This window comes from Kitasatospora sp. NPDC022856, assembly GCF_055561235.1.
Genome location: NZ_JBVHHE010000004.1, coordinates 119,748 through 134,640 on the forward strand (window position 1 = coordinate 119,748; position 14,893 = coordinate 134,640).

Annotated in this window: 13 protein-coding genes; 6 read left to right on the forward strand and 7 right to left on the reverse strand. The window is 75.0% G+C overall.

Annotated features, from left to right (window positions below; genetic code table 11):
• Nucleotides 1-6 precede the first annotated feature (6 nt).
• From ACZ34W_RS07030 to ACZ34W_RS07040, 3 genes are all read right to left on the reverse strand, one after another.
• Nucleotides 7-1,128, reverse strand: a complete 1,122-nt coding sequence (locus ACZ34W_RS07030) for a TIGR03364 family FAD-dependent oxidoreductase (protein WP_465602313.1) — start codon at nt 1,126-1,128, stop codon at nt 7-9.
• A gap of 245 nt (nt 1,129-1,373) precedes the next feature.
• A complete protein-coding gene (locus tag ACZ34W_RS07035) occupies nt 1,374-2,054 on the reverse strand; it encodes a phosphatase PAP2 family protein (RefSeq protein WP_465602315.1) in 681 nt (226 codons plus the stop codon).
• Complete coding sequence (locus tag ACZ34W_RS07040) at nt 2,051-2,725, reverse strand: DedA family protein (protein WP_465602317.1); 675 nt, start codon at nt 2,723-2,725, stop codon at nt 2,051-2,053. The genes ACZ34W_RS07035 and ACZ34W_RS07040 overlap by 4 nt, the downstream gene beginning before the upstream one ends.
• Nucleotides 2,726-2,831: 106 nt before the next feature.
• On the opposite strand from ACZ34W_RS07040, the gene ACZ34W_RS07045 reads away from it, so the two are divergent.
• Nucleotides 2,832-3,296, forward strand: coding sequence for a BlaI/MecI/CopY family transcriptional regulator (locus ACZ34W_RS07045; protein ID WP_465602319.1), 465 nt, complete (start codon nt 2,832-2,834; stop codon nt 3,294-3,296).
• Between the two features lie 404 nt (nt 3,297-3,700).
• On the forward strand, nt 3,701-5,191 hold the full coding sequence (locus tag ACZ34W_RS07050; protein ID WP_465602321.1) for a GAF domain-containing protein: 1,491 nt from the start codon (nt 3,701-3,703) through the stop codon (nt 5,189-5,191).
• Here the strand turns inward: ACZ34W_RS07050 and ACZ34W_RS07055 are convergent.
• A complete protein-coding gene (locus ACZ34W_RS07055) occupies nt 5,143-5,643 on the reverse strand; it encodes an SsgA family sporulation/cell division regulator (protein ID WP_329490044.1) in 501 nt (166 codons plus the stop codon). The two genes, ACZ34W_RS07050 and ACZ34W_RS07055, sit on opposite strands and share 49 nt — an antisense overlap.
• Before the next feature lie 391 nt (nt 5,644-6,034).
• Between ACZ34W_RS07055 and ACZ34W_RS07060 the strand changes: the two genes are divergently transcribed.
• The 3 genes from ACZ34W_RS07060 to ACZ34W_RS07070 all read left to right on the forward strand — a co-directional run bounded on the left by ACZ34W_RS07060 (nt 6,035) and on the right by ACZ34W_RS07070 (nt 9,300).
• Complete coding sequence (locus tag ACZ34W_RS07060) at nt 6,035-7,351, forward strand: hypothetical protein (RefSeq protein WP_465602323.1); 1,317 nt, start codon at nt 6,035-6,037, stop codon at nt 7,349-7,351.
• A gap of 152 nt (nt 7,352-7,503) precedes the next feature.
• On the forward strand, nt 7,504-8,733 hold the full coding sequence (locus tag ACZ34W_RS07065) for a TerD family protein (RefSeq protein ID WP_465602486.1): 1,230 nt from the start codon (nt 7,504-7,506) through the stop codon (nt 8,731-8,733).
• A 78-nt stretch (nt 8,734-8,811) separates the two neighbouring features.
• A complete protein-coding gene (locus ACZ34W_RS07070) occupies nt 8,812-9,300 on the forward strand; it encodes a GNAT family N-acetyltransferase (protein WP_465602325.1) in 489 nt (162 codons plus the stop codon).
• A gap of 18 nt (nt 9,301-9,318) precedes the next feature.
• Here the strand turns inward: ACZ34W_RS07070 and ACZ34W_RS07075 are convergent, their stop codons facing one another.
• The 3 genes from ACZ34W_RS07075 to pruA form a co-directional block, all read right to left on the reverse strand.
• A complete protein-coding gene (locus tag ACZ34W_RS07075) occupies nt 9,319-10,011 on the reverse strand; it encodes an RraA family protein (protein ID WP_465602488.1) in 693 nt (230 codons plus the stop codon).
• Between the two features lie 137 nt (nt 10,012-10,148).
• Complete coding sequence (locus ACZ34W_RS07080; RefSeq protein ID WP_329490041.1) at nt 10,149-11,078, reverse strand: proline dehydrogenase family protein; 930 nt, start codon at nt 11,076-11,078, stop codon at nt 10,149-10,151.
• 125 nt (nt 11,079-11,203) lie between these two features.
• Entirely contained in the window at nt 11,204-12,832 is a 1,629-nt protein-coding gene (gene pruA / locus ACZ34W_RS07085) for an L-glutamate gamma-semialdehyde dehydrogenase (RefSeq protein WP_359804415.1), read from the reverse strand.
• Between the two features lie 347 nt (nt 12,833-13,179).
• Between pruA and ACZ34W_RS07090 the strand changes: the two genes are divergently transcribed.
• Nucleotides 13,180-14,781, forward strand: a complete 1,602-nt coding sequence (locus ACZ34W_RS07090) for a PucR family transcriptional regulator (protein WP_380386645.1) — start codon at nt 13,180-13,182, stop codon at nt 14,779-14,781.
• The last annotated feature ends 112 nt before the right edge of the window (nt 14,782-14,893 follow it).

A 14,893-nucleotide genomic window follows, 5' to 3' on the forward strand; every position in this document is an offset into this window, starting at 1 on the left:
CTTTCCTTACAGGTTGGCGAGTTCGGCGGTGGTCTCGGCGATGGCCGGCGAGCAGGTCATGCCGCGGCCACCGGGACCGGTGACCAGCCAGACGGCGTCCCGGACCCGCTCCCGGTGGACCACCCGGGTGGTGTCCACGCACTGCGCGTACACCCCGGCCCAGCGGCGGCGCACCCGGGGCAGCGGCCGGCCGAGCAGTTCCTCGGCCACGCCGACCAGGTGGTCGTACGGGTCCTCGACGACGTCGAAGCCGAACGGGTGGTCGTACTCGTGGGTGTCGCCGATGGTGAGGCCGCCGTCCTTGCGCTGGACCATCAGCAGCTGCATCTTGTGCTCGGCGGCGACCGGCGGCTGCGGCTGCGCGGCCTTCAGCCGCTCCAGCGCGTCACCGGCGAAGGCGGGGTAGTAGCGGAAGCTGTCGCCGTCGGCGACCGAGGTGGTGAGCTCCTCGCCGAGCGGGTCGGTCTGCATCATCTGCAGCCGCACCCTGCGGACGGGCAGCTCGGGCGCCAGCTCGCGCACCAGCCCGCCCAGCCAGGCGCCGGTGCAGAGGATCACCAGGTCACCGGTGTGGACGTCGCCGTGGTCGTCGCGGACGGCGTTCTCACCGATCACCTCGCGGACCTCCCGCCCGGGGAGGAAGGTGTACCGACCGCCGGCCCGCAGTGCGGCGCGCAGCGCGGGCTGGGCGGTGCGCGGCTCGACGGCGGCGTCCCGGTCGCACCGCAGCGCGCCGAGCAGCTTGCCGCGCAGGGCCGGGTTGGCGGCTCTGGTCTCGGCCGCGTCGAGCAGCCGGTAGCCGCGCGCGGCGGCGTCCGTCCGGGTCAGCGCCTGTTCGGCGACGGCGAGTTCGGCCTCGGTGCGGATCGCGGTGAGCGAGCCGTTGGCCCGGAAGCCGAGCTCGGGCACCCTCGCGCCGATCTCCTCCCACAGTTCGCGGGCCCGCAGCGCGGTGTCCAGTTCCTCACCGCCCGACCGGCCACTGACCCAGACCAGCCCGAAGTTGCGCACCGAGGCGCCGCGCGCCTCGGACTCGCGCTCCAGGTGGACGACCTCGTGGCCGCGCTCGACGGCCTGCCAGGCGTGCATGCTGCCGAGCACGCCTGCTCCTACGACGATGACTCTCATGCGGCCAGGCTGATGCCGCGAGGTGTCCGAGGGAAGTCCGAACGGCGGCGCGCAGGTGAACCGACCGAAAAGTTGTACAGCCAACACTGCTCAGGCGGTCCGGGCCGCGCCCGCCCCGGCCGGGCCCGCCGGCGGGAGGCCGGGTCAGCGCACCACGGTCGCCCGCAGGCGGGTGCCCGTCCGAAAGGCCCGCGCCCGGCTCGCATGCTCTCCCCGCCACCCCGGCCGCACAAGGACCGGGCAGGTCACGGAACCCGGCGCCGCTGGGTCGCCGGTGACGGCCCGCCGCCGGCCGCCGGCGCGACGTCGCCCGCGCCCAGCAGCGGCCGCAGCGCGCCCAGGCGGGCCCGGTCGACCAGCGGTGCGGCCCGGCCGGCGGCCAGCGCGAGCGCGGGCGCCGTCAGAACGCCGACCAGCGCACCGACCAGTACGTCGTGCGGGTAGTGGACGCCGACCCAGACCCGGGAGGCACCCATCAGTGCGGCGGCGGCCACCGCGAACGCGCCCAGCCGCCGGTCCGCGAACCAGAGCGCGGTCGCGGCGGCGAAGGCGATCACGGTGTGGTTGCTCGGGAAGGACCAGTCACCGGCGCCGGGACAGGTCTCCAGCGTGCCGGGCACACCGAGCTGGGTGCACGGACGCACCTCCTCGACCACGCCCTTGAACCCGGAGTTGAGGACGAAGGCGACGACCACGATCAGCGGCGAGGCCAGCACCCGCGCCATCACCGCCGGACCGGCGTCGCGCGCCCGCCACCACGCCCGGAGCATGACGACGGCGAACAGCCCCAGCCCCAGCGCGGACCAGATCCGGATCACCTGGTCCAGCCAGGCGGGCGCGGCGTCCGCCCACCCGATCACCCGGCTGTAGAGGCCGCCGTCGATGCCGCTGCCGTCGTAGACGGCCAGCGCACGGGAGGGCGTCACCGGGTGTCACCGCCACGGCGCCGGGCCCTCCGGGCGCGGAACATTTCCAGAACGATCGGGATCACGGAGACAACTACTACCAGACCGATGATGGGGAGGAGGTAACGGTCGATATCAGGCACCGAGGAGCCGAGCGCGTACCCGGCCAGCACCACGCCGACGGTCCAGACCACGCCGCCCACCACCTGCCAGAGGGTGAACGTGCGCACCGGCACCTCCAGCACGCCGCAGAGCGGGTTGAGCACCGTCCGGACCACCGGGATGAAGCGGCCGAGCACGATCGCCTTGCCGTACCCGTACCTGACGAGCAGCTCCTCGGCCCGCTCGGCCCCGTGCCGCAGGCTCTGCCGCTCGGTCCGCCGCAGCAGGGCGCGGCCACCGCGCCGGCCGATCAGGAAGCCGACCTGGGCGCCGATCAGCGCACCGGCCAGGGCGGCCGGCAGGACCTGGGCGAGCTCCAGCCGCGGGCCGTCGGCGCCGCCGGGGGCGCAGAGCAGACCGGCGGTGAACAGCAGCGAGTCGCCGGGCAGGAAGAACCCGACGAGCAGCCCGGTCTCTGCGAAGAGCACGACGGCGATCCCGAGCGCCCCGAAGGCGGCGAGCAGCGACGAGGCGTCCAGCGGGTTCACCGCGAGGGCGTGAACGGCCGGAGTGGCGGACGACTGGAACAAGGCCGGCGGACCTCCCGTACGGGAGGGCGGCGCGGCCGCCCTCGATCGTCTACAGTGCCGTAGACGGTCTACATGACTGTAGACGAATCGGGGAGGAACCGCCGCCATGTCCGACGTACCGCCGGCCCGCCGGCCCGCCGGGGAGCTGGAGGCCGAGGTGCTGGCCGCCCTCTGGGCCGCCCGCGAGCCGCTGACGCCGCAGGACGTCCAGGCGGCCCTCGGCTGCGGCCTCGCGCGGACCACCGTCGCCACGATCCTGGCCCGGCTGCACGACAAGGGCACCGTGGAACGCACCCGGGCGGGGCGCGCCTACGCGTACACCCCGACCGTCCAGGACCGGGCCGGGCTCGCCGCCCGCCGGATGCACACCGAGCTGGGGCGGGAGGCGGACCGGTCCACCGTGCTGGCCCGCTTCGTCTCCGACCTCTCCGGCGAGGACGAGCGGCTGCTGCGCGAGCTCCTCGGCGGCGGCGACGGTACCGGCGCCAGGGCCGACACCGGCGGGGACGGACCCCCGGACGGGAGCGCGGGCCCGAGGGGCGCCACCGGGCCGGTCACCCCGCGATCCTGACCGTCCGGGTGCCGCTGCCGCTGCCCTTCCTCGCCGCCCGGCCGGCCCGCCGCCCCACCGCCCAGCATGTGGACATGCGCCCCCTGCGCGCCTCCATGCGCCGAGCGCGCCCCGAGGCTGCTCGGGAGACCCGCCGCCCGCACGCCCTCGCGCACCACCTCCGCGCCCTCCACCTCCGAGTCCTCCGCGTCCGGGCCCGCGCCCTGCTCCACTCCCCCGGACCGCACCGCCCCGGTGGTCGATTTTCGGCCGCGCGGCACTCATAACTTGTTGGCATGTCCACTCCGATACCGGTGACCGGCCCTAGTTGGCCGACCCCGTCCCCAGGACCGGGCGGCCCCCGTACGCTTTCGTCAGCGCGTCGGCCCCGACGCGCCCTCGATCGGCGGCGAGGAGCAAACCGAGTGCGGCAGACCGGACGGCAGAACCGACGGCCAGAGCCCCGAAGTCCGTCGAGCCCGGCGGAGCTCGCCAGGCTGCACGACCGCGCCCTGGCCGAACCCGTCACCCACGGACCGGCCCGGGAGGCCGGCCCGGGAGGCACCGACCCGCTGCCCGGGCCCCGCCCGGAGATCGGCGACTCCTGGGCCCGGCTGCGCCGCCTCGGCCTGGACCCGGACGCCGGCGCCGCCACCGTCCACCTGGGGCCGGCCGAGGTCGAGCACCGCCGCCGCGCCAGCGGCCTCGACATCCTGCTGCCGGTGCTGCGTGACACCCTGCTCGCCCCGGCCGACCACGTCCCGCTGATCCTCGCCATCGCCGACGCCGAGGGCCACATCCTCTGGCAGGAGGGCGAGCGCAGCCTGCGCCGCAGCGCCGACCGGATCGGGTTCCTCACCGGCGCCCGTTGGATCGAGGAGAGCGTCGGCACCAACGGCATCGCCTCCGCCCTGCGCGCCCAGCGGCCGATGCAGGTCCACTCCGCCGAGCACTACCTGCGCAGCCACCACTCCTGGACCTGCGTCGCCGCCCCCGTGCACGACCCGGGCACCGGCCGGCTGGTCGGCGCGATCAACCTCAGCGGCCCGGCCGACAACGTCCGCCCGTACCTGCTGCAGCTGACCGCCACCGCCGCCCGGCTCGCCGAGACCGAACTGCGCGCCCGCCGCCTGGAGTCGCTGCACCACCTGCGCACCCTGGCCGCCCCGCTCCTGGCCCGGGTGGACGGCCCGGCCCTGGTGGTCGACGCGGCCGGCTGGATCGCCTGCGCGGCCGGCCTGCCGCCACCGGTCCGGCTGCGGCTGCCCGCCGAGGGCTGGAGCCCGGCCGCGGTGCACTGGCTGCCCGGCATCGGCGAGTGCTCCGTCGAGCCGCTCGCCGACGGCTGGCTGGTCCGGCCGCTGGGAGACGAACGGACGGCGGACGGCGCCGCCGCGGTGACCGCCGAACAGGCCGAGGGTGCCCGGCTCCGGCTCGACCTGCGCCGGCCGGACCGCCCCGAGCTGTCGGTGCGCGGCGCCGCCGGCAGCTGGTCGCACGCGCTCAGCCCGCGCCACGCCGAACTGCTGCTGCTGCTCGCCACCGAGCGCTCCGGGCACAGCGCGGCGCAGCTCGCCGACGCGCTCTTCGGCGACCCGGCCCGGACGGTGACGGTCCGCGCCGAACTCTCCCGGCTGCGGCGGTACCTGGGCGGCCTGCTGGCCCACCGGCCGTACCGGTTCGCCGATTCGGTCCTGGTCACCGTGGACGGACCGGAGGACCCGTACGACCTGCTGCCGGTCTCCTCCGCGCCGGCCGTGCGCCGGTTGCGGGCGGCTCTGGCCGCGGGCGCCGTCCGGCTGCCGGGCGGTCCCCCGCTGCCGGCCCCGCGCACCCCGGGCGACGACGTCGCCCCGGCGTCCCGGCCTCAGCCGCCGGCCAGCAACGCGGACAACTGGGCGTCGGTCGGGCCGTAGGCCTGCTCGGCCTCCTCGGAGACCAGCGCGTACGTCCGGTCCAGCCACGCCTGAACCCTGGGCTTGGAGACCTCCAACAGGGCACTGCCGTGGGGGGATTCGAGGGCCAGGTGCAACGTCGAGCCGTGGCACGGACAGTAGGCCGGCCACAGCTTGACGTCGCCCTGGCCGCTCAGCGAGCGCAGGCCGTCGCGCAGCAGATCACGCGAGAACACCCAATCGGCCTCGTCCGGCCGCCCCAGATGGAACGTCAGCAGTACCTCGTACGGACGCTCGGCATCGAACCGGAATCGCGTCCGCACCTCGCCGACGACTTCCTCGCCCAGCGAGATCCGCAGTGTCAGCACCTCCTCCACCGCCGCCGGAGCGGCGGTGGAGCCTGCCTCATCGCCGCCCGTGGGGGTGGCGGCGAGAGGGGCACTGGAGGGTGCTGACAACGGGTCGGACGGCATGACGGGCTCTCCGGGACGGCGTGGGATTCCCCCACCTTGCGCCACCGGAGGCCGGACCGGCAAGGGTTGCAAGGAGGTTGCAATAATCCGCGCACCGACGGCCCGGGCCGCGCAGGCCTTGTCAGACGGACCGTCAACTTCCGTTCGGGGAAGGGCCGTCCACGGAGTTGATCGATCCCGCACGAGGGCTGGCCAGGGCCCGGGCAGCCGCTGGTACGCTCGTCCCCCTGCCGGCGCGGGCTCCTGCGCGTCCACCGGCGGACCCGCACGAGCGACCCCGGACGAACCCGGGTGAACCGGCGGCAGTCCGCCCATGACGGCGATTCGGGCCTGTCGGCAGCGCATGGGAGAATGCGGCGACTCAGCGACGGCTTCGGGGAGGGAGGGTCGGGTGGCTCTGCGCGAGGAGACCGGGCCGGACGCGCGGCACGAGCGCGACCTGCCGCGCGAGCGGCACGGCCGGCACGGCCGGCCGAAGCCGTTCGGGGGCCGGCTCCGGCTGCCCACCCTGCGGTTCTCCGGCGCCGCGATGGCGATGTCCACCGTGGTCGGCATCAGCATCGCCACCACCTGGCTGCTCCACGAGCAGCAGGGCGTCGGACGCCGCGCCGGAGTGGCCCAGGTCGGGTCGAGCCCGCCGCCCACCCCCGGCGCCGACCGGGCCGACGCCGCCTCCGCGCCCGACTCCTCGCAGGCGCCGGCCGCGCCGCTGCCGTCCGGGCGGCCCTCCGTCCGCCCCGCCGGCCCCGCCACGTCCGAGTCGCACGCCTCGCACCCGCCCGTCTCCGGCGTCCCGGCACCCCGCTCGCCCGCCCCGGGCTCGGCCGTGCCGCTCGCCGAGGGCCGGACCGGCGGCCGGAGCGCCTCCGACACCCCGTCGACCCAGGCCCTCGGCCCCTCCCCGCAGCAGGACGGCCCGACCGCCGCCACCGCGCCGCCGCCCACCGACGGGCCGTCCTACCAGCGGCCCGAGCCCGTGGAGTCCGGCCAACCGCTCGCGGCCCGATCGCCCGAGCCGCCCAAGCCGCTCGCCCCCGAGCCCGCGCCCGCGCCCGGCGCGCCCGGCGTCCGGCCGCCCACCGACCCCACCGACGGCTGGACCGGCCTGCCGCCCGGCGCGCAGGACCCGACCACCGTCCCCAAGGACCCGACCGGCGGTACCGCCCCGGGCCCGGGCGACCCCGACGACACGGTCGACCACGCGCTCACCGGCGCCGCACTGGTCCAGTCGCTCGGCCGCGACGGCACCCGGCACGTCCTCACCCTGACCGTCACCGAGCCGCTCACCGCGCTGCAGGCCGAACTCCGGCTCGCGCCGGACGCGACGGCCCCGGGCGGTCCGGCACCGGACGCCGCCGCCCCCTCCGGCACCGCCTGGACCGACCTGGCCGGCGCCGTGGTCACCACCCACCACGAACGCGGCACCCTGGTCTACCGCTTCACCACCCCGCCCGGCACCGACGTCCCGCCCGGCCGCTACACCTTCGGTGTCCGGCACACCCGCCCGGCCGGGGCGCCCGCCACCGGCGCGCCCACCACCGGCGTCCCCGGGGCCGCGCCCGCACCGGCCGCACCGGGGCGCGGGGAGAGCGTGCCCACCGGCCCCGGCAAGGCCGCCCCGGCCGAGAGCTGGAGCGCCTCGGCGTTCGGCATCCACCACCCGCGGGCCGTCGCCGCGCTGGGGGCGTTCGCCGTCGGACCGAACTGACCGACCGTCCGACAACCCGACAGGTCACCACCTTGATCGGGCTCGTCTCGACAACCCCGTTCGTTACTGTGGGTACCACTCGGCACGGCGCCCCCGACTCGGGTCCCGCACGCCGTGCCACCGCATCCGAGGAGGAGTTCGTGTCCACGGTCCTGACCCAAGGCGGCAACGCCCCGCTGACCGCCGCGCGGGTGACCGTCGAGGTCACCGCACCCAAGGCGCTGGACGTCTCCGGCCTGCTGCTGACCGAGGCCGGAAAGGTCCGCTCGGACGCCGACTTCGTGTTCTTCAACGCCCCGCACGGCCCCGGTGTCACCCACCGCCCGGCCTCCGGCGGGACCCCGGACGCGATCACCATCGACACCGCCGCCGTCCCGGCCGGCATCACCAAGATCGTCGTCACGGCGAGCCCCGACGAGGCCGGCGCCACCTTCGCCGGCATCGAGCCGACCGCGACGGTCCGGGACGCCGACTCCGGCCAGGTCCTGGTCACCTTCACCGCTCCCCAGCTGGGCCGCGAGACCGCGCTGATCGTGGTCGAGGTCTACCAGCGCGGCGGCGCCTGGAAGGTCCGGGCGGTCGGCCAGGGCTACGCCAACGGCCTGGCCGGCATCGCCACCGACTTCGGCGTCACCGTGGAGGACGAGCCCGCCCCGGTGGCCGCCACCGCCACCCCGGTCGCCCCGCCGGTCACCGCCCCGGCCCCGGTTCCCGCCCCGGCCCCGGTCGCCCCGCCGCTGCCGCAGAGCGCTCCCCCGATGCCGCCGGCCCCGCCCGCGGCGCCCGCCGCCCCGCCGACCCTCACCAAGATCACCCTGGACAAGGGCCGGGTGAACCTCACCAAGGGCGGCTCGGTCTCCCTGGAGAAGAACGGCAAGCCCTTCCTCTCCTCCGTCCGGATGGGACTCGGCTGGGAGCCCGCCGGCCGCGGCCGCAACATCGACCTGGACGCCTCCTGCATCGCCTTCGACGCCAAGCGGGAGAAGCTGGACACCGCGTGGTTCATGAAGCTGGGGATCTTCAACGGCGCCGTCGCCCACTCCGGCGACAACCTCACGGGCGCGGGCGGCGGTGACGACGAGTCGATCACCGTCCACCTGGACGGCCTGCCGCCCGAGGTCTGCGGCCTGGTCTTCGTGGTCAACTCCTTCTCCGGCCAGAAGTTCACCGACGTCAAGAACGCCTACTGCCGCCTGGTGGACGCCGGTTCGGACCAGGAGCTGGTCCGCTTCGACCTCACCCAGTCCGAGCCGCACACCGGCGTGGTGATGTGCAAGCTGGTCCGCCAGTACTCCGGCGAGTGGGTGATGACCGCGATCGGCGAGTACGTGGACGCCAAGACGGCCCGCGCCATGGTCAAGCCCGCCGCCTCGATGCTCTGACCCCCCGGGTGCCCGGGCCCACCGCCCGGGCACCCGAAAACGCTGGCCGGCGTCCGGTCGGCGTGCCATCCTGTCCGGATGTTGATCAGGGAAGCCACCCCCGAGGACTGGCCGTCCATCTGGCCGTTCTTCCACGTCATCGCCGCCGCGGGCGAGACGTTCACCTACCCGCTCGACCTGACCTTCGAGCAGGGCCGTGAGTGGTGGCTCCTGCCCGCCCCGAGCCGCACCGTGGTCGCGGTCGCCGAGGACGGCACCGTCCTCGGCAGCGCCAAGATGAACCGCAACCACCAGGGCAACGGCTCGCACATCGCGAGCGCCAGCTACATGGTCGACCCGGCGCACTCCGGCCGGGGCGTCGGGCGCGCGCTCACCGAGTACACCCTGGAATGGGCGCGTGCGGCGGGCTACCGCGCCATGCAGTTCAACGCCGTGGTGGCGAGCAACGAGCGCGCGGTGGGGCTGTACCGGTCGCTCGGCTTCGACATCCTGGGGACCCTCCCCGAGGGCTTCCGCCACCCCGTCCACGGGTACGTCGGCCTGCACGTCATGCACCGCGCGCTCTGAACTCCGGCCCGCCGCCCGCTACTCCTCGATCGCGCCGCCGACCCGCCGCAGGTGCTGCCGGAAGCTGTACGACGGATCGGCGGCCCGCCGCACCAGGTAGTCGTCGAACGCGGTCTGCCGGCGCAGCGTGTCGCCCGAGCGGATCCGCTCGGCCTGCGCGCGCTCCGTCCGCGCGATCCCGCCCGCCACCTCCAGCACCTCTTCGACCCGGGCGGCCGGCACGAACAGCACGCCGTCGGCGTCCCCGAACACCACGTCCCCGGCGCTCACCAGGTGCGTCCCGAACCGGGCGGTGACCAGCGCGTCCGGCTCCCGCTCGTCGAGCCGCAACGGGCCCAGCGGCAGCGCGCCGTAGCTGAACAGCGGCAGCCCGATCTCCACCAGCTCAGGCGTGTCCCGGTGCAGGCCCCACACCACCACCCCGGCCACCCCGGCGGCCTTCGCCTCCAGCACCGCGAGGTCCCCGAGGCAGGCCTCGTCGACCCGCCCGCCGTTGTCGACCACCAGCACGTCCCCGGGCTCGGCCGCGCCGAACGCCTCCAGGAACACGTCCACGCTCCCGTAGTGCCGCACCGGCAGCACCCGCCCCGCGACCCGCCGCCCCGCCACCACCGGCCCGACCCCCGCCGGCGCCACCCGCAACCCCACCCCCACCCGCACGCACGCATCCGCCACCAACGGCGTCGACAACTCCGCGAAGGCCTTCAGCACCTCAGCCACCTGCCCAACTCGACGCGAACCGACCACACTTCACCGCCCCCGATCCTAGGCCGCCCCGCCGCACCCGACGACGGACGGCCCGCACCCCCCTTCCACCAGGGGTGCGGGCCGTCCGTACAGCAGGGGCCTCAGCCGCGGGTCGCCATGGCCCGCAGGAAGAAGGTCAGGTTGGCCGGGCGCTCGGCGAGGCGGCGCATGAAGTAGCCGTACCACTCCTCGCCGTACGGCAGGTACACCCGCATGGTGTTGCCCTCGCCGGCCAGGCGCAGCTGCTCCTCGGGGCGGATGCCGAACAGCATCTGGTACTCGAAGGAGTCGCGCTCGCGGCCGTTCCACCGGGCGAGCTGGCCGGCGATCTTGATCATGTTGGGGTCGTGCGAGGCGATCATCGGGTAGCCCTCGCCGGCCATCAGGATCTTCAGCGCGCGGACGTAGGCGAGGTCCACCTCGTGCTTGCCCTGGAAGGCGACCGACTCGGGCTCCTTGTAGGCGCCCTTGCAGAGCCGCACGCGGGAGCCGGGGCCGGAGAACTCGCGGCAGTCGGCCTCGGTGCGGCGCAGGTAGGCCTGGAGCACGACGCCCAGCCAGGGGAAGTCGGCCCGCAGCTCCCGCGCGATGGCGAGGGTGGAGTCCGTGGTGGTGTGGTCCTCCATGTCGAGGGTCACCGTGGTGCCCGCGTCGGCGGCCGCCTCGCAGATCCGGCGGGCGTTCTCCAGCGCGATCTTCTCGCCGTCCACCGGCAGGAACTGGCCGACGGCCGACAGCTTCACCGAGACCTCGGCGCCGGCCGCCAGGCCGGTGTCCTTGAGCGCGGCGAGCAGGTGCTCGTACGCCTCGGCGGTCCCGGCGGCCTGGGCGGCGTCCTTGGTGTCCTCACCGAGGTGGTCCAGGGTGACCTTGCGGCCGGTGGCGACCAGGTCGTCGCAGGCGGTGACGGCGTCGTCGAGGGCCTCGCCGGCGACGAACCGCTCGACTATCGCGTGGGTCGGCGGGAACTTCTCGACGACGGTGCGGACCTGCGGGGAGCGGGAGGCCGCGAGAAGGGCGGAACGGAGCATCGTGACTCCTGGAGCTGGTGCTTCTAAGGGTGGCAGAAGGGGGTGGCGGGGGCGGGCGGCCAGGGGGTGGGGCCGCCCGCCCCCGCGGGGACGCCCGGCTGCGGGACCGGGCGTCGGCGGGGCACTCAGCCCATGTGCGGGTAGCGGTAGTCGGTCGGCGGGACGAAGGTCTCCTTGACCGAACGGGTCGAGGTCCAGCGCGCCAGGTTCTGCTTGGCGCCGGCCTTGTCGTTGGTCCCCGACGCCCGGCCGCCGCCGAAGGGCTGCTGGCCGACGACCGCGCCGGTCGGCTTGTCGTTGATGTAGAAGTTGCCGGCCGCGAACCGCAGCTTGTGCATCGCGTCCTGGGCGGCCGCGCGGTCCTGGGAGATGATCGAGCCGGTCAGGCCGTAGGGCGACACCGACTCCATCTGGGCCAGCATCTCCTCGTACTTCTCGTCCTCGTAGACGTGGACGGCGAGGATCGGGCCGAAGTACTCGTCCTTGAAGTACTCGCTCGCCGGGTCCGCGCAGACCAGCACGGTCGGGCGGACGAAGTAGCCCACCGAGTCGTCGTACGTGCCGCCGGCCAGCACCTCGACGGAGTCGTCCGCCCGGGCCCGGTCGATCGCGGCCTTGTTCTTGGCGAACGCGCGGTCGTCGATGACGGCCGACATGAAGTTCGACAGGTCGTTGACGTCGCCCATGGTGAGGCCCTCGACCTCGTCGCGGAAGGCGTCCTTGAGGCCGGCCCAGAGCGAGGCCGGGACGTAGGCGCGGGAGAGCGCCGAGCACTTCTGGCCCTGGAACTCGAAGGCGCCGCGGGTCATCGCGGTCTTCAGCACGGCCGGGTCGGCGGACGGGTGGGCGACCAGGAAGTCCTTGCCGCCGGTCTCGCCGACGATCCGCGGGTAGGTGCGGTAGCCGGAGATGTTCTCGCCGACGGTGCGCCACAGGTGCTGGAAGGTCGGGGTGGAGCCGGTGAAGTGGATGCCGGCCAGCGCCGGGTGCTTCAGCGCGACGGCGGAGACGTCCAGGCCGTCGCCGGTCACCATGTTGATGACGCCCTTGGGCAGCCCGGCCTCCTCCAGCAGCTGCATCAGCAGGTGCGCGGAGAACTGCTGGGTCGGGGAGGGCTTCCAGAGCACCACGTTGCCCATCAGCGCCGGCGCGGTCGGCAGGTTGCCGGCGATGGCGGTGAAGTTGAACGGGGTGATCGCGTAGACGAAGCCCTCCAGCGGGCGGTGGTCGCTGCGGTTCCAGACCCCGTCCGAGGAGATCGGCTGCTCGGCCAGGATCTGCCGGGCGAAGTGCACGTTGAAGCGCAGGAAGTCGACCAGCTCGCAGGGGGTGTCGATCTCGGCCTGCTGCGCGGTCTTGGACTGGCCGAGCATGGTGGCCGCGGCCAGCGTCTCGCGCCAGGGGCCGGCCAGCAGGTCGGCGGCCCGGAGGAAGATCGCGGCGCGCGAGTCGAAGGAGAGCGCCTGCCAGGCCGGAGCGGCGGCGAGGGCAGCGTCGATGGCGTCCTGCGCGTCGGCCTGGGTGGCGTTGCGCAGCGTTCCGAGCCTCGCCGCGTGGTTGTGCGGCTGGACGACGTGGATCTCGGTGCCGCCGCCGAGGCGGCGCTCACCGTTGATCGTCATGGTCAGCTGGACCGGCTCCTGGCCGCCCAGCTCCTTCAGCTTGGCCTCCAGGCGGGCCCGTTCGGGGCTGCCGGGGGCGTAGCTGTGGACCGGCTCGTTCACCGGCGCGGGGACCTGGGTCACAGCATCCATGAGCGCACGCTCTCCTTCGGTTCATGCGGGGGATGCCGACGCGGGTCGCACGTCGGCCACAGGACGAACGCTATTCCTGCACCGGGCTCCACTTGATTGGCCGGGCGGCTAAAGTCCCCCGTACGGCGTTGTCCGGCCCGACGAAGGGGTCACGGCGCGGTCACGGCCACCGCCGGGCGGGCCACCGGACCCGCCGGCCGCCGGCCGGGCCGCTCGCCCACTCCCGAGGCCTGTCCGCCCCGCTAAAATCGGCGGTACGCGATGGTCCGTTCGCACGATGCTCGACGGTCCGTCCGCACCACTCGCACTGATCCGCCCCGGTTCGCACGAGCGTGAAGGAGCCTCCGGTGTCGCAGCCCGCCGGCCTCCCGCTCCGTCAGCTGCTGATGTCCCTCGGCGAACCGCTGGTCGAGCTCCAGGCCGCCCCGCTGGGCCTGGACGTCGCGGTGCGCGACGTCGCGATCCTCGACCCGGAGGACCCTCCCACCGCCGCTCCCGGCGAACTCGTGCTCGCCATCGGCGCCCGGGGCCGGGCCGCGCTCCCCGCGCTGCGCGCGGCCGGCCGGGCGGGCGCCGCCGCGGTCGCGGTGAAGCTGGACGGCCCAGGCCAGGCCGACGCGCTGCGGGAGGCGGCCACCGAGGCGGGGGTGGCGCTGCTCTCGGTCCGCCGGGAGACCCGGTGGGAGCACCTGGACTCGCTCGCCCGGGCGATCATCGCCGGCCCGGACACCGCGGACGCCGCGGGCGCCCCCGAGCACAACGCGGGCGACCTCTTCTCGCTCGCCCAGACCGTCGCCGTGCTCACCCACGGCATCGTCTCGATCGAGGACACCTCCAGCCGGGTGCTGGCCTACTCCCGCTCCTCGGACTCCGACGAGGTGGACGACCTGCGCCGGCTCTCCATCCTCGGCTGGCAGGGCCCCGAGCCCTACCTCTCCAAGCTGCGCGAGTGGGGCATCTTCCAGCACCTGCGCACCTCGGACTCGGCCATCGCGGTGGACCCGCACCCGGAGCTGGGCCTGCGCCGGCGCCTGGCGATCGGCATCCGGACCGGCGCCCAGCCGCTCGGGACGATCTGGGTGCAGGAGGGCGCCCAGCCGCTGGCGCCGCTCGCCGAGCAGGCGCTGGTCGGCGCGGCCCGGGTGGCGGCGGCGCAGCTGGTCCGGCGGCGGCGGGAGCTGTCGGCGGACGTCCGGCTGACCCGCACCCTGCTCACCGGCCTGCTGGAGGGCTCGACCGGGCCGCAGTCGCTCGCCACCCACCTGGGCCTGGACCTGCGCCGGCCCGCCACCGTGCTGGCGTACAGCGCGCCGACCACCGAGGCGCTGACCCGCGCCGAGGTGACCGGCCTGATCTCGGTGCACACCGCCGCCCGCCACCGCAGCGCGCTGCTCGCCCCGATCGAGTCCCGGGTCTACGTGCTGCTGCCCGAGCTGCCGGCCGGCCTGCCGATGACGACGGTCCGCGACTGGGCGCAGGAGGTGGTGGAGGCGGCCCGGGACCACCTGGGCGTCCCGCTGCGGGCGGCGATCGGCTCCACGGTGGACGGCCTGGCCCAGGTGCCCGACTCCCGGGCGCAGGCGGACCGGATCCTGGACGCCATGGGCCGGGGCGGGGTGGACCTGGAGGTCGCCGCACTGATCGACGTCCAGGCGGAGGTCCTGGTCAGCGAGATGCTGGCCCTGCTGCAGGAGCGCTCGGGCCTGCGCGACCCGCGGCTGACCGCCCTGACCGCGTACGACCGCCGGCACGGCACCCGGCTCGCGGAGTCGGTGCTGGCCTGGCTGGACGCGCTGGGCGAGGTCCGGGTCGCGGCGGACGCCCTGCACATCCACCCCAACACCCTGCGGTACCGGGTGCGCCGGGCCGAGCAGCTCACCGGTGTCGACCTCGCGCAGCCGCAGCAGCGCCTGCTGGCCATGCTCCAGCTGCGCCTGCCGGAGGAGTGACGCCCGCGTCCGGGGGCTCGGGAAAGCCGGACCGGGGAAACACGACCGGGAAAGCACGACCGGGAAGGCCGGGAGGGGCCCGCCGGAGCGGGCCCCTCCCGGCCTCAGCCTG